Annotated in this window: 15 protein-coding genes; 7 read left to right on the forward strand and 8 right to left on the reverse strand. The window is 69.8% G+C overall.

The window, feature by feature from the left end:
* Positions 1–80: 80 nt before the first annotated feature.
* The 7 genes from B9Y95_RS04660 (at position 81) to B9Y95_RS04690 (ending at position 9,338) form a co-directional block, all read left to right on the forward strand.
* The gene (locus B9Y95_RS04660) at positions 81–965 is read left to right on the forward strand and encodes an NAD(P)-dependent oxidoreductase (RefSeq protein WP_085510786.1); all 885 of its coding nucleotides are present in this window, start codon (positions 81–83) and stop codon (positions 963–965) included.
* A complete protein-coding gene (locus B9Y95_RS04665; protein WP_085510787.1) occupies positions 962–3,037 on the forward strand; it encodes a beta-galactosidase trimerization domain-containing protein in 2,076 nt (691 codons plus the stop codon). The genes B9Y95_RS04660 and B9Y95_RS04665 overlap by 4 nt, the downstream gene beginning before the upstream one ends.
* Positions 3,027–3,956, forward strand: coding sequence for a D-2-hydroxyacid dehydrogenase (locus tag B9Y95_RS04670; protein ID WP_085510788.1), 930 nt, complete (start codon positions 3,027–3,029; stop codon positions 3,954–3,956). The genes B9Y95_RS04665 and B9Y95_RS04670 overlap by 11 nt, the downstream gene beginning before the upstream one ends.
* A 75-nt stretch (positions 3,957–4,031) precedes the next feature.
* The gene (locus tag B9Y95_RS04675) at positions 4,032–5,336 is read left to right on the forward strand and encodes an ABC transporter substrate-binding protein (protein ID WP_085510789.1); all 1,305 of its coding nucleotides are present in this window, start codon (positions 4,032–4,034) and stop codon (positions 5,334–5,336) included.
* 11 nt (positions 5,337–5,347) lie between these two features.
* Positions 5,348–6,301, forward strand: coding sequence for a carbohydrate ABC transporter permease (locus B9Y95_RS04680; RefSeq protein WP_200811355.1), 954 nt, complete (start codon positions 5,348–5,350; stop codon positions 6,299–6,301).
* Positions 6,298–7,203, forward strand: coding sequence for a carbohydrate ABC transporter permease (locus tag B9Y95_RS04685; RefSeq protein ID WP_085510791.1), 906 nt, complete (start codon positions 6,298–6,300; stop codon positions 7,201–7,203). The genes B9Y95_RS04680 and B9Y95_RS04685 overlap by 4 nt, the downstream gene beginning before the upstream one ends.
* Positions 7,200–9,338: an alpha-amylase family protein gene (locus B9Y95_RS04690; protein ID WP_085510792.1), complete on the forward strand. Its 2,139-nt coding sequence runs from the start codon at positions 7,200–7,202 to the stop codon at positions 9,336–9,338. Before B9Y95_RS04685 ends, B9Y95_RS04690 begins: the two co-directional genes overlap by 4 nt.
* 78 nt (positions 9,339–9,416) lie before the next feature.
* Here B9Y95_RS04690 and B9Y95_RS04695 read toward each other — a convergent pair whose 3' ends face one another.
* The 8 genes from B9Y95_RS04695 to B9Y95_RS04730 form a co-directional block, all read right to left on the reverse strand.
* Positions 9,417–10,469: a LacI family DNA-binding transcriptional regulator gene (locus B9Y95_RS04695; RefSeq protein WP_085510793.1), complete on the reverse strand. Its 1,053-nt coding sequence runs from the start codon at positions 10,467–10,469 to the stop codon at positions 9,417–9,419.
* A gap of 66 nt (positions 10,470–10,535) precedes the next feature.
* On the reverse strand, positions 10,536–11,426 hold the full coding sequence (locus B9Y95_RS04700) for a siderophore-interacting protein (protein WP_085510794.1): 891 nt from the start codon (positions 11,424–11,426) through the stop codon (positions 10,536–10,538).
* Positions 11,423–13,234, reverse strand: a complete 1,812-nt coding sequence (locus B9Y95_RS04705; RefSeq protein ID WP_085510795.1) for an ABC transporter ATP-binding protein — start codon at positions 13,232–13,234, stop codon at positions 11,423–11,425. Before B9Y95_RS04705 ends, B9Y95_RS04700 begins: the two co-directional genes overlap by 4 nt.
* Positions 13,227–14,879, reverse strand: coding sequence for an ABC transporter transmembrane domain-containing protein (locus B9Y95_RS04710; RefSeq protein ID WP_085510796.1), 1,653 nt, complete (start codon positions 14,877–14,879; stop codon positions 13,227–13,229). The genes B9Y95_RS04705 and B9Y95_RS04710 overlap by 8 nt, the downstream gene beginning before the upstream one ends.
* Complete coding sequence (locus B9Y95_RS04715) at positions 14,876–15,664, reverse strand: ABC transporter ATP-binding protein (RefSeq protein WP_085510797.1); 789 nt, start codon at positions 15,662–15,664, stop codon at positions 14,876–14,878. The genes B9Y95_RS04710 and B9Y95_RS04715 overlap by 4 nt, the downstream gene beginning before the upstream one ends.
* An 11-nt stretch (positions 15,665–15,675) precedes the next feature.
* Positions 15,676–16,686: a FecCD family ABC transporter permease gene (locus B9Y95_RS04720; RefSeq protein ID WP_234993961.1), complete on the reverse strand. Its 1,011-nt coding sequence runs from the start codon at positions 16,684–16,686 to the stop codon at positions 15,676–15,678.
* Between the two features lie 32 nt (positions 16,687–16,718).
* Complete coding sequence (locus B9Y95_RS04725) at positions 16,719–17,759, reverse strand: FecCD family ABC transporter permease (protein ID WP_412458817.1); 1,041 nt, start codon at positions 17,757–17,759, stop codon at positions 16,719–16,721.
* A 65-nt stretch (positions 17,760–17,824) separates the two neighbouring features.
* Positions 17,825–18,886, reverse strand: coding sequence for an ABC transporter substrate-binding protein (locus tag B9Y95_RS04730; RefSeq protein WP_085510799.1), 1,062 nt, complete (start codon positions 18,884–18,886; stop codon positions 17,825–17,827).
* Between the last annotated feature and the right edge of the window lie 61 nt (positions 18,887–18,947).

Raw genomic sequence — 18,947 nt, forward strand, 5'->3', positions numbered from 1 at the left:
CGGGGCGATGGAGCTCACTTCTTGTCTTGGTATATCGATAGCTCGATGATCGGGCGACAGCGACGACAGGAAGAGAGACGATGACGACCATCGGATTCGTGGGACTCGGCGTCATGGGGCGCCCGATGGCGGAGCACCTCGCCGCCGCCGGACACGACGTAGCGGGGTTCAGCCGGGGCGATGCGAGCCGATCGGCCGCCCGGAACGCCGGCCTCCGCGTGACGGACTCCGTCGCCGAGGCCGTCAGCGGCTCCGAACTCGTCATCACCATGCTGCCGGACTCGCCCGACGTCGAATCGGTCGCGCTCGGCGCGGACGGGATCCTCGCGCACCTCGCCGACGGGGCCGACTACATCGACATGTCGACGATCCGGCCCGAGACGGCTCGCGACGTCGCCGCAGCCTGCATCGAGGGGGGCCACGGCGCCCTCGACGCCCCGGTGTCCGGTGGCGAGGCAGGCGCCCGCGAGGGCACGCTCTCGGTGATGGTCGGCGGTGAGTCGTCCACCCTGGAGCGCTGGCGGTCCGTCCTGCAGGCGGTCGGCGCCTCGGTGGTGCACGTCGGCCCGAGCGGCAGCGGCCAGGTCGTGAAGGCCGCCAACCAGTTGGTCGTCGCCCTCCACCTGCAGGCCCTCGCTGAAGCGGTCGTCTTCCTCGAGGCGCAGGGCGTCGACGTGGGGACGGCGCTCTCCGTGATCCGCAAGGGTCTCGGCGGCAGCACCGTCCTCGAACGCAAGACCGATTCGGTCCTGGCGGACGACTTCCGAGCCGGCTTCCGGTCCGAGCTCCACGCGAAGGACCTCGCGATCGTCGAAGCGGCTTCCCGGACCGCCGGCGTGGGCCTGCCGGCGACCGGACTCGTCGCACAGCTGGTCCGCTCGGTGGTCGCCCGCGGTCAGGGCGGATCCGACCATTCCGCGCTCGTCCAGCTCGCCCGCTCGATGAACGGCGGGGCGCACGCATGACGCTCACGGAACCGCGCGCGGCCGTCGCGACCGCCGACGTCCGCCCGGGTTGGTGGCACGAGCCGTTCGACATGTTCCAGACGAACCTGCGCGAGATCGACGCGCTGCTCGACGTCGAGACGGTCCTGGACGCGATCCAGGAGCACGGTGCCGGCGTCTGGCTGCTCAACGTGGGAGGCATCCTCTCGCACTTCCCGTCGACGCTGACGTTCCAGTCGAGGAACCCACTGCTCGACGAGCGCCCCGGGGGCGACCTCGTCGGTGACGCGGTCGACGCCGCGCATCGTCGTGGCGTCCGACTCCTCGCCCGCATGGACTTCTCGAAGGTCGCCTCCCGCGTCGCCGACGAGCACCCCGAGTGGTGCTTCCGGTCACCGAGTGGCGAACGCCAGGTCTACGAGGGACTGGTGAGCGTCTGCCCGAGCACCGGGTACTACCAGGACCGCTCACTCGACATCATCGACGAGATCCTCGACGCCTATCCCGTCGACGGATTCTTCTTCAACTGGTTCGGGTTCAACGAGGTCGACTACGGGGGACGGGTCCACGGTGTCTGCCACTGCGACGCCTGCGCCGAGGCGTTCGTCCGTGAGACCGGCATTGAGCGGCTGCCGTCGTTCGCCGGTGATCCCGGTTACCTGGAGTGGAAGCGGTTCGCCGCGGGGACCATCGACCGACTGACGTCACGCATCCGCGGGCACATCGCCGAACGAGCACCCCACGCGGGGCTCATCCTGGGCCGCTCGGCGGACATCCTGTTCCACGAGGCGAACAACGCCCTCGGTCGCCCGCTCTGGCCGCACGCGACGAGTGAGTCGGTGAGCGCGTTCCGGGTCGCGCAGCCGGGCAAACCGGTCCTGGTGAACGCGGTCGCCTTCGTCGACATGCCGTACCGGCTGGCGAGCGAGCAGCCGGAGATGTTCGCGCAGTACCTCCTCCAAGCGGTGTCGCGCGGGGCGAACCCGTCGACGTACATCATGGGGCCGGCCGGGCTCATCGACTACGCCTGTCTCGCTCCGGCCGCGGTCGTGACGCGCTTCCACCGGGACCACGCCGAGGTGTACGCCGGACTGTCGCCCGCGGCCGAGGTGGGTGTCGTCCGACCGAACCCGCTCGCGGCGTCCGCCGAGGTGCAGCAGGCGTCGGTCGCCGAGTTCCGCGGCCTGTTCTCCGCCCTGCTGGAACGGCACGTCGCCGTCGACGTCGTCCCGGTCGAGTCGCTGGCCGTCGTGGACCTCGGACGGTTCCGTGTGCTCGTCCTCCCGGATCTCATCGGCCCCACCCCGGAGGAGGACGCCGCGCTCGAGGCGTTCGTCCGTGCCGGTGGGCGGGTCGTTGCCACGGGGCGGTCAGGCATCCGCTCCGACGGCTCGGTCGTCTCCTGGCTCCCCGGAGCGCAGCAGCGGTCCCTCGAGGACGACGCGGAGGCGCTCAAGTCGAGCTACGTCCTGCTGGGCGGCGGACCGTCGGTCGAAGGCTCGGACCTCGTGCCCGTGCGTGGCAGGCTGCACACCCTGGCGTGGCGTTCCGACGCCGAGCTGCGCCACCCGGTCGTCCCTCGAGCGCCGTACGGACCGCCAGAGAAGGCCCACGGTCACGAGGTCGGACCGGCATCGGCCTGCGGTGTGCTCCCGCTCGGTTCGGGCAGCGCGACGCAGGTCCCGTGGACCGTCGGAGCGGCCTACCGCGAACTCGGTCTCACGGTCATCCGGGACCTGATCGCGGATCTCGTGATCGACGCCGTCGGGGAGGATGGAACGGTGCAGGTCGAGACGAGCGAACACGTCGAGGTGTCCGTCGGCCGTTCGCGAGCGGGCCTCGTCGTACACCTGCTCAACCACTCCGGTCAACGTCGGAACTCCTTCGGTCCAACCGTCCCGATCCGCGGAACCCGGTTGCGATTCCCTGGGAGGGCTGCCGACGCCGTCGGCACCCGCGTCCACCACGTGACCGCGGGCGACGCCGACGCCACGGTGTCGACGGTCGGGGACGACCTCCTCGTCGAGATCGTCGAGGTCGTGGACGGAGCGGTCGTCGTGATCCCGGACGGAGGCGAGCGGGATGACGCCTGAGGTGGTCCTCGTCCGCGGCGGACAGGCGGACGCCGTGCGCTCGCGCATCCGGAGCGACTTCCCCGACGTCCGCGTCCTCGACGACGAGACCGCCCACCCTGAGACCACGATCGTCGCAGGCAGGGTGCGCGACGAAGAACTGCCCGGACTGCCGGCGCTCGACTGGGTGCACTCCTGGGCCGCCGGTGTCGAGTCCGAGGTGGGCCCGGCTCTCCGCAGGAGCGGCGTCGCGGTCACGTCCTCGGCGGGCAACGGGGCTGTCCCGCTCGCGGAGCACGCGATGCTGCTGGCCCTCCAGCTCGACCGCGGCGGACGTCGCTGGGCTGATGCCGCTCGCGAGGCCAGATGGGACCGGTTCACCCACGGTGAACTCGCCGGCAAGACGATGGGCATCTATGGCTTCGGCAACATCGGCGCCGCCCTCGCGCCGCGTGCGAGCGCCTTCGACATGACCGTCATCGGCCTCCGTCGTGACGTCGGTAGCACCCCGGCCGCCGTCGAGCGCCTGTACCGACCGGAGGAGGTCCTCGACTTCGCCGGGCGGTGCGACGTGCTGGTCGTGACGGCCCCGCTCACCGTGGAGACGCGCGGAGCGATCGACCTCCGCGTCCTGTCGGCGCTCCGCCCGGGAGCCACCGTCATCGTCGTCTCACGAGGCGGCATCGTCGTCGACGCAGACCTCCTGACGGCCCTCGACTCCGGTGCCGTCGCGGGAGCCGGTCTCGACGCGCACACCGTCGAGCCGCTGCCGGCGGACTCCCCGTTCTGGTCGCGGGACGACGTGGTGGTGACTCCGCACAACGGTGCCACCACGACCGCCACCGCTGATCGCGGAACCGCGATCTTCCTCGACAACCTCCGACGTCGGGTCACGAGGGAACCGCTCGTCAACCGCGTCGACCCGAGCTCCCTCGCCTGATCACCGGCGTCCTGGAGGCGCCGTCATCGCAGCACCGTGACCACTCATACAACGACGTATCGAAAGAAGGACATCATGTCGAACATCCCGCAGGACGTCAGCCGACGACGCTTCCTCACCTTCGCCGGAGTCGGCGCCCTCTCCCTCGGAGCCTTCGCCCTCGCCGGCTGCTCCATCGGAGGCGGTTCCGGTGCCGGCGGTACCACCACCATCCGCTTCGCCTGGTGGGGAGGCGCTGAACGCCAGAAGGCCTACCTGGCCGGGATGACCCTGTTCAGCAAGCAGAACAGCGACGTCACGATCGAGCCCGAGTTCGGGGACTACACCGCCTACCAGGAGCGCATGACGACGCAGATGGCCGCGCGCGACGTACCGGACGTGTTCTGGATCCCGTCGCCGGCCGTCCTGACCTACCGGGACGCGAAGATCTACCGTCCGCTCGAGGACGTCGGCACGCTCGACCTGTCCGCGTTCAGCGACGCCGAACTCGACCTCTTCCGGATCGACGGCGAGCTCAACACCTTGCCCAAGTCGATGTTCTCCCCGGTCCTGCGCTACAACCAGACCTTCATGGACGAGGACGGCGTCGCACTCCCCGAGACGCTCACGTGGGACAGCCTGGCCGAGTTCCTGACGGACTACTCGAAGAACAACGCCGCCGGCCGGAAGGGCACCACCTACGGCGCTTACCACGACATGCCCTTCGAGTCGTTCCTGCGCCAGCGCGGCGAGGACCTGTGGTCGAAGGACGGCAGGCTGGCCGCGAGTGAGGACGGCGTCGCCGCGTGGATCGACTGGTGGGAGCAGCTCCGCAAAGCCGGCGCCACCACCAGTATCAGCGAGCAGGACGGCATCGAACCCGGCTGGTCCGACACCGGCGCCAAGGTCCTCGCGACCTTCGCCAACTCGAACCACATCGTCGACGAGGCCGCGGCGTTCCCCGACTACGAGTTCCGTCAGCGGGACGTCCCAGCCCTCGCGGACGCGGCGCCCGGGTACCACTTCACCTACTTCAGCCGGTTCGCGATGTACGCGGGCATCGACGACGACCGTGTCGATGCGGCGGGCGCGCTGATGAGCTACAACCTCAACTCGATCGACCTGCTGAAGCTGGTGGGGCTGTCGGCCGGGGCACCACCGAGTCTGGCGCTGCTCGACGAGTACGAGCCGTCGGCGACCGCGGACGAGCAGAAGGTGATCGCGACCACCCGCGAGATCGCGGCGATGGAGCAGCGGCCCCGGTACGAGGCTCCCGCCGGCTCCGGTTCGTGGCGCACCGTGATGATCCGAGAGCTCGAAGGCGTGACCCTCGGGGACACCTCGGTCTCGCAGGCCGCGTCGAACTTCGTCTCGGCCGTCTCCTCCTCGGTGGGCAACTGATGACCCTCACCATGAAACGCGAGCCCGAGGTGCGGACCGGGACGACCGAATCCGCGACGACGACCGGACGGAAGCGGCGTCGGGCCTCCCACCAACGGCAGGGCTGGGTCGCACACGTCTTCCTCCTCCCATGGATGCTGGGGATGGTCGCGGTCACGGCAGGACCGCTGATCGCATCCGCGGTCCTGGCCTTCACCGACTACGACCTCCTGACGGCACCCTCCTTCATCGGGTTCGACAACTTCACCCGGATGATGGGGGACGAGCGGTTCTGGGCGTCCGCACGCGTGACCGGCCTGTACGTGCTCGTCTCCGTGCCCTTGCAGCTGGCATTCGCGCTGTTCCTGGCGGTCATCCTCGACAAGGGGATCCGCGGGCTCTCCCTGTACCGGAGCGCCTTCTACCTGCCCTCGCTCCTCGGTGGCAGTGTCGCGATCGCGATCCTGTGGCGCCAGCTGTTCGGTGATGCAGGGCTCATCAACACGGTGCTCGGGTTCTTCGGTATCGAGGCGGACAGCTGGCTGCAGAACCCGGCGACCGCTCCGTGGACGCTCATCATCCTCAACGTGTGGACCTTCGGCTCGCCGATGGTGATCTTCCTGGCCGGGCTGCGTCAGGTCCCGGACGAACTCCTCGAGGCAGCCGAGGTCGACGGCGCCGGCCGGATGCGCCGGTTCTGGTCGATCACCATCCCGCTGCTCACGCCGATCATCTTCCTGAACCTGATCCTGCAGATGATCAGCGCGTTCCAGGCGTTCACCCAAGCCCATGTGGTCAGTGGCGGGACGGGAGGCCCTCTCGACTCGACGCTCTTCTACACCCTCTACATCTATCAGGAGGGATTCGTGAACTTCGACATGGGCTACGCCGCTGCCATGGCGTGGGTCCTCCTGATCGTCATCGCGATCGCCACGGCGGGCAACTTCATCCTTTCGCGCCGCTGGGTGCACTACGGAGACGAATGATGGCCATCACCAGTACCACCCTCGACGCCCTGCCCGCCGACCCTGACCCGACGCCCACCCGGCGCAAACGGGACGCCGGCCGAGCACGGCGGATCATCCGCCATATCCTCCTGGTGGTGTTCGCGCTGCTGATGTTGTACCCGTTGCTGTGGATGGTGGTCAGCTCCTTCAAGCCGAGCAACCTGATCCTGTCACAGACGGGCCTCATCCCGAGCGAGGTGACGCTGTCGAACTACCTGGACGGATGGGACTCCCTGGGGACGCCCTTCACGGCGTTCCTCCTCAACTCCGGCCTCATCGCGGTCGGGGCCATCGTCGGGAACCTGTTCTCCTGCTCGGTGACGGCGTACGCACTCGCCCGGCTGAACTTCCGAGCGAACAAGCTGTACTTCGGCCTCACCCTCATGACGATGATGCTGCCGTTCCATGTGCTGATCATCCCGCAGTACATCCTGTTCGCGGAGCTCGGGTGGATCAACACCTACGCGCCGTTGCTCATCCCGAAGTTCCTCGCGACCGACGCGGTGTTCATCTTCCTCATGGTGCAGTTCATCCGCACCATCCCGCGGGAACTCGACCACGCGGCGATGCTCGACGGTGCCGGCCCGTTCCGCATCTTCTGGTCGGTGATCCTGCCGCTCATGCAGCCGGCACTCATCACCACGACGATCTTCACCTTCATCTGGACGTGGAACGACTACTTCGGACCGCTCCTCTACCTGACGAAGACGAAGTTGTACACGGTGCCGGTGGCGCTCAAATCGCTCGTCGACACGGAGACGCAGAGCGGGATCGGCATCATGTTCGCGATGTCGCTCATCTCGCTCGTCCCGATCCTCCTCTTCTTCCTCTTCGCGCAGAAGTACATCATCAAGGGCATCGCCACGACGGGAATCAAATGACGACGACACAGCCGCTCACGACCGGAACCGACACGATCGCCTGGTTCTCCGGCGACCAGCGCTGGACACAGCTGACCTTCGTCGAGGACGACCCGCTCCACTTCGACCTCGATGCGTGGGCCGACGTCATGGACCGGACCGCGTCGACCGCGATCTGCATCAGCGCCGGCGGATACATCGCGTTCTATCCGACCTCGATCCCGTTGCACTACCGCAGCCGGCACCTGGGTGACCGCGACCTCCTCGGAGAGATCGTCGACCTCGCGCGCAGCCGCGGCATGGTCGTCATGGCCCGCATCGACCCGCACGCCGTGCATCGTGACGTCCACGACGCGCACCCGGAGTGGATCGCCCGGACCGAGGACGGGGAGGTGCAGGAGCACTGGGCGCACCCGGGCACCTTCGTGACCGATGCGTTCGGCGACTACAACTGGGAGTTCACGACGGAGGTCGCTCGCGAGGTCACCGCGGACTACGACATCGACGCGGTGTTCGCCAACCGCTGGCAGGGCCACGGGCCCGGGTACACCGAGACCGCGCAGCGACTCTTCCGCGCGGCGTCCGGGCTCGCGCTCCCGACCTCGCGCGACGCCGTCGACGGGGAGTCCTGGCAGGCCTACCGGGGGTGGCGCCGGGAACGGCTGAGCGACCTGGTCGCGCACTGGGACGCGGCGGTCCAGGACGTGAAGCCGGAGGTGCGCTTCATCCCCAACCTCGGCTCCTTCGCAGCGGGCGAGCTCCGCGACGATGTCGCCCGCCTGCACGTCCCGTTCTTCCTCGTCGACCACCAGGCGCGCAACGAAGGGGAGACCCAGTGGGCGGCCGGCCGTGACGCGAAGCGGACCCGGTCCATCCACCCCGACAAGCCCGTCGGGCTCATCACCTCCGTCGGGCCCGAGTCGCACGGGTACCGCTGGAAGGACTCCGTCAACGCGGGTCAGGAGACCGTCGGTTGGATCGTCGACGGCTTCGTGCACGGGGCGTTCCCGTGGTTCACGAAATTCGCCGCGCGGATCCACGACACGCGCTGGATCCCTGCGGTCGAACGGGCGTTCACCTTGCACCGCGAGATCGGTGCGACCTGGCAGCAGGCGCGCCCGGTCGCGGAAGTCTGCGTCTGGGACGTGGACAACGCCTTCGCCGATGCCCGCACGCGACGGGCCGCCTCCGGCATGTACCAGGCACTCGTCGAACTGCGGACGCCGTTCGAGTTCGTCGGCCCGCGTGGCCTGCACCGGCTCGGGCTTCCTGAGACGAGGGTGGTGGTCCTCCCCGAGATCGACGAGATCGACGAGCGGTCCGCCGCCGCATTGCGTGCCTTCGTCGAGGGCGGCGGCGAACTCGTGGTGACGGGTGCCGGCCCCCTGATCGACGGCGGTACACCGCTCGTGACTGAGCTGACAGGCGCGCAGCTGACCGCCCGCTCGGCAGGAGTCGTGCGCAACAACTACGTACAGCGGTCGTCCGACGGCACCCTCGCCGCCGGGCTGGACGGTGCGGACCGCATCATCGGTGGAACCCGTCTGGCGCGTTTCGCGCCGAGCGCCGAGGCGAGCGTGCACTGGCGGTTCGTGCCGGATCACCCCGACCTCCCCATGGAGGAGGTCTATCCGCGGAGCGAGGCCGTGGACCCCGCGGTGTTCCGTGCGTCGCTGGTCGCGTCGGACGCTGGCGGGACGGTGCCGGCGCACGCTGGGACGGTCCAGGTCATCGGATTCAACCTCGCCGAGCTGTACCACGAGACGCTCCTCGGAGACCACCTCACCCTGCTCGGCAACACGGTCGAGGCCGCGCTCGGGGGATCGAGTCTGGTCCGCATCGACGGCCCGGGCCTCCTGGATGCGGCGGTGTGGACGGACGGGGAGGCGTTCATGCTCGCCTTCGCCAACCTCACCGACCCGCTGGCGATGCGCGGCCAGCAGCGCGCGGTGACCGAGCTCTCCGGCATCCGGGTGCGGATCGACGCCGCCCGTCTGTCGGAGGCCACGGGGCGTCCCGTCGTCCCGGCCGAGCTCTCGGCCGAGGTGGTCCTCGACGATCGGCGGACGCCGGCGCCGCTGGCGGTGGTCGACGGCACGATCATCGTGGAGCTCCCGACCGTCCGCGAGCTCGGGATGATCAGACTCACCTCCTGAGGCGGGTGATGCGGGCTCACACCTGCTGATCGGGGTCGGCACCGCACGGTGTCGGCCCCGCGACGCGTTCCGGCCTGATCAGCGGCTGCGTGGTGGGGCGGTCGACTGTCGGACGATGAGCACCGGCTTCTCGAGCGGTACGTCCTCCTCGATCGTCTCGCCGAGGAGGCCGAGGAGCTTCGCCGCCGCCGCCCGTCCACGCTGGAACGCGAAGCGCTGGACGGTCGTGAGCTGGGGGTCCACCCATTCACCGACCTCGAGCCCTTCGAACCCCACGACTGAGACGTCCTCGGGGACCCGGAGGCCACGGCTCTGGATGGTCCGCATCCCGGCGATCGCCATGGTGTCGGTGCCGTAGAGGATCGCCGTCGGCGGCGCCGCGACGTCGAGGAGCCGGCTCGTCTCCTCGGCGGCGGCGGCAGGCGAATAGCCGACGCTCGACACGGAGTGTGGGGTGAGCCCGTGGTGAGCGAGTCGGGCGGTGAACGCCTCGCGTCGGATGTTCGGGAGCACGAACCCGGCGGGGCCGCTCACGAACGCGACATCGCGGTGGCCCAGGCCGACGAGGTGATCGACCGTCTCGGGGATGCCGGCGCTCGGCGGGTCCGCATCGATGTAGTCGACCACACCCGGCTTCCACGGGGTGCCGACGAGCACTGCGGGCACTCCGAGATCGCGCATGAGGTCGAAGCGGGTGTCGCCGACGACCGAGTTGGTGAGGATGACGCCGTCCATCCGCTGACGTTCCGCCAACGACCGGTAGAACGCCGACTCGTCGTGATGTCCAGTGAGGAAGACGTTCAGCAGGAGGCCGTACTCACGGGGACTCAGGAGGGACTCGATCCCGGAGATGAGCCCGACATTGGCAGCACCGACCTCGGGAACCGGGGAGGAGCTGGTGAGAACGAGCCCGATCGCCTGGGCGCGGGAGGTCCGGAGGGCGATCGCAGCCGGGTTCGGCGTCCAGTTGAGTTTGCGTGCGGCTTCCCGGACACGCTCGGCGGTCGGCGGCGAGATGCGGCCCGTGCCGTTGAAGACCTTCGACACCGCGCCGGCCGACACGCCCGCGAGCGCGGCGACATCGGAGATGGTGGGGCGGCCGTGTTTCCGGCGCCCGGCAGGTGAGGTCATGGCCGTGTCGTCCTTTCGCCTTCAGCCTATTGGGCGGGACGCTCGAACCGGTGGAGCGGCGTGGGTTCAGAGGCCGAGGCGGTCGAGCTGCTCCTCGAACCGGATCTGCACGTCCTCCGGCTCGGCGTCCTCGACGGTGCTCCAGATCGCGTCGAGCTCCTGTTGGACGGACGCCGGGAGGGCGGCGAACCTCTCATCCCACGCGGCGATCGGCGTCCAGTAGCCGACGACCTTGAACCGGGTGGCCGGGAGCCCGAGTTCCTTGCGGAGATACTTGCGGACGTCGCGGAGGGCCACCGTCTCGCCGGCCACCCAGATGTAGCCCTGATCGAGCGGGAGGCGCTCGTCCACGACACTCCGGACGAGTCGACCCAACGCACTCGGGCCGTGTCCGTTGCCGCCCATCACCCAGGTCACCGTCACGTCGTCGTTCGTCTCGATCGAGATCCGATCCTGCTCGCCCGGCACCTCGAGCACCACGCGGGTCCGCCGTCCGCGCGGAGTCTGTGCGACGATGCGCCTGACTGCGGGAAGGCCGGTGAGGTCCGCGACGAGCACCTGCCAATCGATGTCGGCGGGCGGCGTGTACAGACCGGTGGGCGAGTTCAGGCCGAGCACGTGCCCGGGCCGGGCGCGAGCCGCCCACGGCCCCGCGACCCCGGCCTCGTGCACGACGAAGTCGATGTCGATCTCGACGGGGTCCTGCCGTACGGCGCTGATCGTGTAGGTCCGCATCGGTGCCTGCGGTGAGCCCTCCGGCGTCTCCCACCAGTCGCCTGCCGGTACCGGGAGCGAGACCTCCGTCGGGTCGGCACCGTGGGGGAAGAAGACGCGGACGTACTCATCGCCGGTGCCGGTGCTGACGAAGTCCTCGACGCCCGGACCGCCGAGGGTGATGCGGATCAGGTTCGGGCTCAGGGGTGTCGATGCGGTCACGATGCCGCGGTGGATCTTCATGGCGTCTCGGCCTCTCGGGTCGGTTCGGTGTACTGGGTCGGATGCGGGCTGTGCGCGAGCCAGGACTCGCGGTAGGGGCCGGGGGAGGCGAGGAGTTCCGCGTGCGTGCCGTGTTGGACGATCCGACCGTCCGCGAAGACCGCGATCCGGTCGGCGGTGGAGGCCTGCTCCAACCGGTGCGCGATCAGCAGCGCGGTCCGGTCCGTCCGGAGGGCGGCGATCGCCGCTTCGACGGCGTCGCGATGGTGCAAGCCGACGTCGGCCGTCGCCTCATCGAGGATCACGATCGCCGGGTCCGCCAAGAACGCCCGAGCGACCGCGAGTTGCTGGATGCGTCCCTCGTCCAGCGGCACGGGCGATGGCCTCGAGCCGGTCGGGTCCGCCGCCGGGTCGTCCTGCAACGCGGTGACCGCCCACTCGGCTCCGACGGCACGGAGCGCCGAGACCATCTCGTCCCGGCTGGCGTCCGGCGCGCCGAGCCTGAGGTTGTCGGCGATCGAGCCACGGAAGTGGTGGAGCTCCTGCGACAGGTAGTACGGGGTGTGGCCGACGAGCACCCGCCCCGACGTCGGGGGATGGTGCCCGGCGACGACCCGCGCCAGGGTGCTCTTGCCCGAGCCGGACGTGCCGACGAGCGCCGTGGTCGTCCCGGGCGGTACGTCCAGGGTGACCTGCGTGATCCCGCGGTCCGTGGTCGGATAGCGGAACGTCAGGTCGTGCACTCGGATCGCCGGCGGTGCGGTGACACCGTCTGCGGCACCGCCGACGGGCGAGGGTGACTTCGGCATCGCGGACGACGCCGCCGCGAGGTCGATGACCCCGACGAGCCGAGCCAGCCCGACCGTGGCCCGCTGGATGTCGTCGAGCCCGAAGATGAGCCGGCCGACCGGATCGAACAGTCGGTGGAACAGGAGCGCGGCGGTGGTCACGAGTCCGACGGTGATCGTTCCCTGCAGGTTGAGGAGGAAGCCGGTCGCCAGGATCGCGGACAGTCCGATGAGCTCACCCGAGTTGATCCATCGGAACAAACGGTTCGCGACGCGCACGCCCTCGATCTGCGCGTCGATGGAGGCGGCCGCGCGTTGCCGGACACGTTCGAGCGCGTGGTCCGTGCCCACGAACGCGGCGAGGGTCTCCGCGCCGTCGACCGCGTCCAGCACAGCCTGACTACGCGATGCCTCGCGGATCCGGACCGCGCGGAACACCACTCGGGATCGCCGGAGGAACGCACGGGTCCCGAGGACATAGCACGGCGCCGAGGCGAGACCGGCGAGCGCGAGCCACGGGTCGACGGCTGCGAGGGCGACGGCCGACACCCCGATCGCGAAGCCGGCGGAGAGCAGTGTCGGGGCGACGTTCCCGCCGGCCTCCGCGACCGCGTCGACGTCGCCGGTGACCCGGGACAGGAGATCGGCACGCTCACCGTCGTCGACGGTGCTCACCGGGAGCCGCATGGCCGAGGCGAACACGTCCTCGCGCAGTTCGGCGAGCAGGTCCTGCACCAGCCCCGTGAGCACGCGAGTCGCCCACAGCGTCACCGCGACGGCCCCGACAGCGCCGACGGCGGCTCCGGCCACCCAGCCTGAGACGACGCTCAGCCCGGCATCGGAAGCGACGGCGTCCACGATCCGCCCGAGACACGCGGGCATCACGACGCCCAGTGCAGCTGCTGCGAGGAAGAGGACCACCACGGCGGCGGTCCGTCCGCGGTGTCGTCGGAGGAGGGCACCGACGACGGTTCGGACGCGGGAGCCGTCGGCGACGGGCAGCATCTCGGCGGTGGTGGCCTCCGTGGCGTGATCAATCATGGCGGGTCTCCGAACCGGGAGTGAGATCGATGATCCGGTCGCAGGCGTTCAACAGGACCGGCGAGGTGGTGATGACGACGACGGTGCCCTCGTGCGCCGCGAGCGCTCGGGCGATGCGGGTCTCCGTGAGGACGTCGACGGCCGACGTCGGTTCGTCGAGGACGAGCACGTCCGCACCGGCATGGAGCGCCCTGGCGATGCCGACGCGCTGGCGCTGCCCGCCGGAGAGCCGTCTGCCCGCCTCACCGACCGGTGACGACCAGCCGCCGAGCTGCACGACCGCGTCGTCGAGCGCCGCCATGCCCACGAACACCGCATCCGGGTCGCCGGTCGCGTCATGACCGCGGACCGCCTCCGCCAGGGTGCCGCTCATGATGCGCTGGCCGTGCGGTGGCGCGACGACACGACGGCGGTACGCCACCGGGTCGAGGTCCAGCTGATCGACGAGTCTGCCGTCGACGGCGAGCGAGACGCTGCCGCGCTCGGCGGGGGTCCGCATGCCGAGCAGACGGGAGAGGGCGCGCGCCGTGTCGCTGTCGGGCGGCCGGACGCCGAGCAGTTCACCAGCACGGACGTCCACCGGTCGGTCCTGGTGTTCGGGGTGGAAGGACAGCACGACGTCGGTCGCAAGGCCGGAGTCGGACGGCTCGTCCAGCCGACCGCCCGCTTCGAGCAGGTCGTCGGCGTCGACGACCGCGGCCAAGCGCTTGGCGGAGGCGAGCTTGTGGATCCAGTTGGACGGGAATGATCCCGCCTGTGCGAGGTATCCGCTGATGAACTGCGCGAGGCCGAGCACCGTCACGAGCTCGCCGATGCTGATCCGCCCCTCCGCGGCGAACCACGCGGACAGGCCGACGAGTGCGGCCATGACGAACGCCGCCAGCGTGCCGCTCACGGCGTCGAAGAGGGCGAGGGACCGCCCGGCGGACGTCGCTGCGCGTCGTGAGACGTCACTGGCGGCGTCATACCGGCGCACGGCCTCAGCACGCCCGCCGATGCCCACGAGCACTCGGAACCCGCTCATGAAGTCGGCGGCCACCGCTCCGGCCTCGGTCGCCGCCCGTTGCTCGGCGAACCCGCGGCGCTCCAGCGGGCGTGATACGACGCGCATGACGAGCATCATCCCGATGGTCGACACGAACACCACGAGCGTCGCCACGGGCGAGATCACCGACATCGCCAGGGCGGCTCCGATGATCGCAGCGATGGTGGCGGACTGCTGCGCGACCGACCAGGCGACGCCGGCCACCCGGTAGGTGTCGGACGTGACGACCGTCAGGGCCTCACCCGCCGAAAGGTTCTGTCGTGAGAGCTGCGGCCGAAGCATCCGGGACAGCGTGAGGTGCCGGAGCGCCTGTTCGCCGTGCCCGTAGATCGACACCATGAGCCGCGAGGCCGACTGGTAGCTCACCGTCAGGACGAGGAAGGTTCCGACCAGGACACCGATCCAGACCCCGAGGGCGACCGGATCGGACGGCACCACCGCGCGGTCGATGGTCGCCCCGACGATCACGGGGATCGCCGCCTCCGACAGGGCGTGCACGATGAGGAGGCCGGTCGCGGCGACGAGCATGGCGCCGCGACCGTCCGCTCCCAGCGCGATGCCGAAGAGGCGCCGCGGCGTCCTCGTCGTCGTCCCGCTCACCGGCTCCGCCGTCCGAGCGGGAGCACCAGCGGGGTACCGGAGACGGGGTCGGTGATGACCTGGCACGGCAGGTCGTACACGGCCTCCACGAGGTCGGCGGTGATGATCTCCTGGGGATCGCCCTGGGCGACGATCGCACCGTCGCGCATCGCGACGAGATGCGTCGCATAGCGGGCGGCGTGGTTGAGGTCGTGGAGGACCGCGACGAGGGTGGTGCCGCTGCGGTGCAGATCCGTGAACAGCTCCATCAGCTCGATCTGGTGCGCGATGTCGAGGAAGGTCGTCGGCTCGTCGAGCAGCAGGTGCTTCGTCTGCTGGGCGAGTGCCATCGCCACCCAGACGCGTTGCCGCTGGCCGCCCGAGAGCTCGTCGACCAGCCGGCGGGACAGCTCCGTGACCCCGGTCGCGGCCATCGCCTCCGAGACAGCCGCTTCGTCGGCGCTGCTCCACGTCCGCATCGCGCTCTGGTGCGGGAACCGCCCACGCCCGACGAGGTCGGCGACGGTGATCCCGTCGGGGGCGATGGCGGATTGGGGGAGGAGCCCGAGTCGGCGAGCGGTGTCCTTCGGTTTCGACGCGCGGATGTCCGCCCCGTCGAGGAGGACGGCACCGGCGGTCGGGCGCAGGAGCCGTGCGAGTCCGCGGAGCAGGGTCGACTTGCCGCAGGCGTTCGGTCCGATGATGATCGTGAACGAGTCGTCCGGCACCTCGAGCGACAGCTCGGAGACGATCGGAGCATCGCCGTAGCCCAGGGTGAGGTCGCGGGCGAGGAGCGACGTGGTCATGGGAGTTCCTTTCACGTGCGGCGCACGAACTGGGCGGCCAGCAGGCAGGTCAGATAGATGCCACCGACCGAGAGCGTCACCACGCCGACCGGGACCGCGAGCAGCTGGGCGACGGCGTCGGAGACGACGACCAGGGCGGCTCCGGTGAGCATCACCGGCGCGAGGCCCATCGGGGTGTTCGAGCGGGTGAGCCGTTGAGCGATCTGCGGGGCGGCCAAGGCGATGAACGAGATCGGGCCGGCCGCGGCGGTGACGAGCGCTACGAGGGCCACACCGACCACCATGGCGACCAGGCGAGTGCGTCCAGGACGCACCCCGAGGGCCATGGCGGCGTCGTCGCCCATCTCGAGGACGGGGAGCGAACGTCGGAGTGGCCGAGCCAGCAGGGCGAACACGACGAAGGCCGTGGCGGCGGGGAGTAGCTGGTCGAAGCCGAGCGAGGCGAGGGATCCGGCCCCCCAGGTGGCCGCCATCATCGCCTGCTCGACGCTGACGGAGATGAGGATCCAGGAGGTGAGGGAGCCGAGCCCGGCCGAGACGCCGATGCCGACGATGATCAGTCGGAAGGACGACATGGTGTGGCGGTTCGCGAGGACGGCGACGAGCAGGGCGGTCAGCAGGCCGCCGACGAGTGCCCCGGCGGCTTTGAACAGGTAGGTGTTGAGCCCGAGGACGAGCATCGTCAGCGTCACGCCGAACTGCGCGCCGACACCGAACCCGATGATGTCCGGTGAGCCGAGCGGGTTGCGGGTGAGCGACTGGAAGATGCCTCCGGCGAGCGCGAGTGCCGCTCCGCAGAGCACCGCGAACAGCACCCGCGGCAGTCGCCACTCGGTCACGACCTGGCGGACGTCCGGGTCGGACGCGGGGTCGACGATCGCCCGGATCACGGCGTCGAAGCTGATCTCGTACGCACCGATCGTCGTCGCGAACAGCCCTGCTCCGATGATCACCACGACGAGAGCGAGGCACACGAGGACGGACCGCACGGGTACGAGCGTCGCGATGTGCGTGGTCTCCACGCGGATCAGCCGTCGTCCATGGTCGATGACGCTCACAGTCCGCTCACCCGCTTCCGCCGCACGAGCATGATCAGGATGGGAGCGCCGAGGAGCGCCGTGACGATCCCCACCCGGAGCTCTCCGGAGGGCAACACGATCCGGCCGAGGACGTCTGCGAGCAGCAGGAACGCGGGGCCGATCACCATCGAGTACGTCAGCACCCAGCGTTGGTCGGGCCCCGTGAACCAGCGCACGACATGGGGGATCATGAGTCCCACGAAGGCGATGGGACCGGCGGCTGCGACGCCCGTACCCGCTAGGAGGGTGACGGCGACGACGACCCACACCCGGGTGCTGCGCACTCGCGCACCGAGCGCCTGGGCGAGCTCGTCTCCCAGGGTCAGGGCATTCAGCGAGCGGGCGCAGAGCAGACCGATCACGAGGCCCGCGACGATCAGCGGAGCAGCCCACGTGAGCTGGTCGAGGGTGCGGCCTCCAATGGATCCCACGCTCCAGAAGCGCATGACCTGGAGGGTGCCTTCGTCCCGCAGCACGATCGCGGTGGTGAAACCGGTGCAGGCGGCACCGAGGGCGACCCCCGCGAGGGTCAGTTTCATCGGGGTCGCGCCCGAGGCCCCGACGGATCCGAGCGTGTAGACGATCACCGTGAGGATGAACGCACCCGCCAGGGCGAACGGGACGTAGGTGCCGGGAGTCGTCAGTCCCAGGACACCGACCGCGAAGGTCACGGCGAACGACGCACCGGCGTTCACCCCGAGGATGCCCGGGTCGGCGAGCGGGTTGCGGGTGAATGCCTGGATGAGCCCGCCGCACACGGCGAGCGCCGCACCGACCAGGATGCCGAGCAGCGTCCGTGGGACGCGCAGCTCCATGACCATGAGATGCAGGGGGTCCGCGTCGTCGTAGGCGACGAGCGCGCGGACGACGGTCAGTGGATCGATGGCCCGATTGCCGATGGCGAGTGAGGCGACGGCTGCGGCGATCAGCACCACGATGGCGATGAGGAGCCCGGCGGCGAGGGTCCCGGTGCGGTGGGGTGAGACGTCCGCGCGTCCGGCCCCACCGGGCGCCAGGACGTCCGCCGCCCCGCCTGCAGCCGGCGCTGCTGGCGGGGCGGCGGACCGGGAGATCTCCGATGTCACTTGCCGTCGATGGTCGGCTCGCCCTGCAGCGCCGCTGCGAGGTCGTCGACGTAGCCGGGCAGGACGTACTGCAGGGACAGGACGGTCGGCGCGCTGATCGCCGAGGCCTTGGCGGCGTCGGCGTAGATCACGTAGGACCCGGCGGCGATCGGCGCCCAGCGCGACACCACGGCGTTCTCGACCGTGTACGTCCCCTCCTCGGCACTTCCACCCCACGCGGCGAACAGGTCTGCGTCCACGTCGTAGAGCTGCTCGAGGCTGACGCCGGTGTACCAGTTGTCGCCCTCGGCGCTCGCGAGGAAGCTGTCCATCGCCGACGTCGAGGTGAAGCCGAGCGCTTCGGTGATGCGGACCCGCGGGTCGTACTCGAGGTAGACGCCGAGGTCCGTCCCTCCCTCGTTCAGGGTGAGGCCCCAGACGAAGCTCTTGTCGTCGAACTCGGGGTGTGCGTCGGCGAGGGAGGTGATGAGGTCGTCGGTCTCGCCGATGAGCTCCTCGGCCTTGGCCTCCTCCGACATCGCCTTCCCGACGGTGCGGGTCATGCCCTCCCAGGTGCCCGGGTTCCAGGCTCCCTCGATGTAGGGGACGGTCGGGGCGATCTCGGTGAGCCGCTCGTACTCGATGTCGGTGACACCGGAGTAGAGGCTGAGGATCAGGTCGGGCTTCAGGGACTTGATCGCCTCGTAGTTCGGGCCGTCGTCCGTGAAGGGGATGATCTCGGGCATCTCGCCGTACGCCTCGGAGACGTAGTCCTCGAACCAGGGCTGGTAGCCGCTCTCACCGGCACCCCAGACCTCTTCGATGCCGACGGGGTTGGTGCCGAGGGCGGCGACGATGTCGGGCGTCATCCACCCGAGGGCCACGATCCGTTCCGGCTTCTCCGGGATGACGGTCTCACCGTGGGCGTGTTCGATGACGACGCCGTCGGTCGATGCCGTCGTCGATCCGGTGTCGCCGGTGGCGGCCGAACATCCGGCGAGGGCGAGAGCGGTGGCGATGACGGCGGCGAGGAGGGCGGATCCTCGGCGGGCGTTCGGGCGCGCGAAAGCGTGCGGCATGGGGCTCCTTTGAAGAGGGGGGAGTGGGATCACCGCTGGCGATCCATAAGTTAGGTAAGCA

Source organism: Plantibacter flavus (assembly GCF_900177615.1).
GTDB classification, from domain to species: domain Bacteria; phylum Actinomycetota; class Actinomycetes; order Actinomycetales; family Microbacteriaceae; genus Plantibacter; species Plantibacter flavus.

Coding starts and splice junctions, on each gene's coding strand:
- B9Y95_RS04665 (WP_085510787.1), top strand. CDS start 962: ATGACGCTCACGGAACCGCGCGCGGCCGTCGCGACCGCCGACGTCCGC.
- B9Y95_RS04660 (WP_085510786.1), top strand. CDS start 81: ATGACGACCATCGGATTCGTGGGACTCGGCGTCATGGGGCGCCCGATG.
- B9Y95_RS04690 (WP_085510792.1), top strand. CDS start 7,200: ATGACGACGACACAGCCGCTCACGACCGGAACCGACACGATCGCCTGG.
- B9Y95_RS04700 (WP_085510794.1), bottom strand. CDS start 11,426: ATGAAGATCCACCGCGGCATCGTGACCGCATCGACACCCCTGAGCCCG.
- B9Y95_RS04705 (WP_085510795.1), bottom strand. CDS start 13,234: ATGATTGATCACGCCACGGAGGCCACCACCGCCGAGATGCTGCCCGTC.
- B9Y95_RS04670 (WP_085510788.1), top strand. CDS start 3,027: ATGACGCCTGAGGTGGTCCTCGTCCGCGGCGGACAGGCGGACGCCGTG.
- B9Y95_RS04680 (WP_200811355.1), top strand. CDS start 5,348: ATGAAACGCGAGCCCGAGGTGCGGACCGGGACGACCGAATCCGCGACG.
- B9Y95_RS04695 (WP_085510793.1), bottom strand. CDS start 10,469: ATGACCTCACCTGCCGGGCGCCGGAAACACGGCCGCCCCACCATCTCC.
- B9Y95_RS04675 (WP_085510789.1), top strand. CDS start 4,032: ATGTCGAACATCCCGCAGGACGTCAGCCGACGACGCTTCCTCACCTTC.
- B9Y95_RS04730 (WP_085510799.1), bottom strand. CDS start 18,886: ATGCCGCACGCTTTCGCGCGCCCGAACGCCCGCCGAGGATCCGCCCTC.
- B9Y95_RS04685 (WP_085510791.1), top strand. CDS start 6,298: ATGATGGCCATCACCAGTACCACCCTCGACGCCCTGCCCGCCGACCCT.
- B9Y95_RS04715 (WP_085510797.1), bottom strand. CDS start 15,664: ATGACCACGTCGCTCCTCGCCCGCGACCTCACCCTGGGCTACGGCGAT.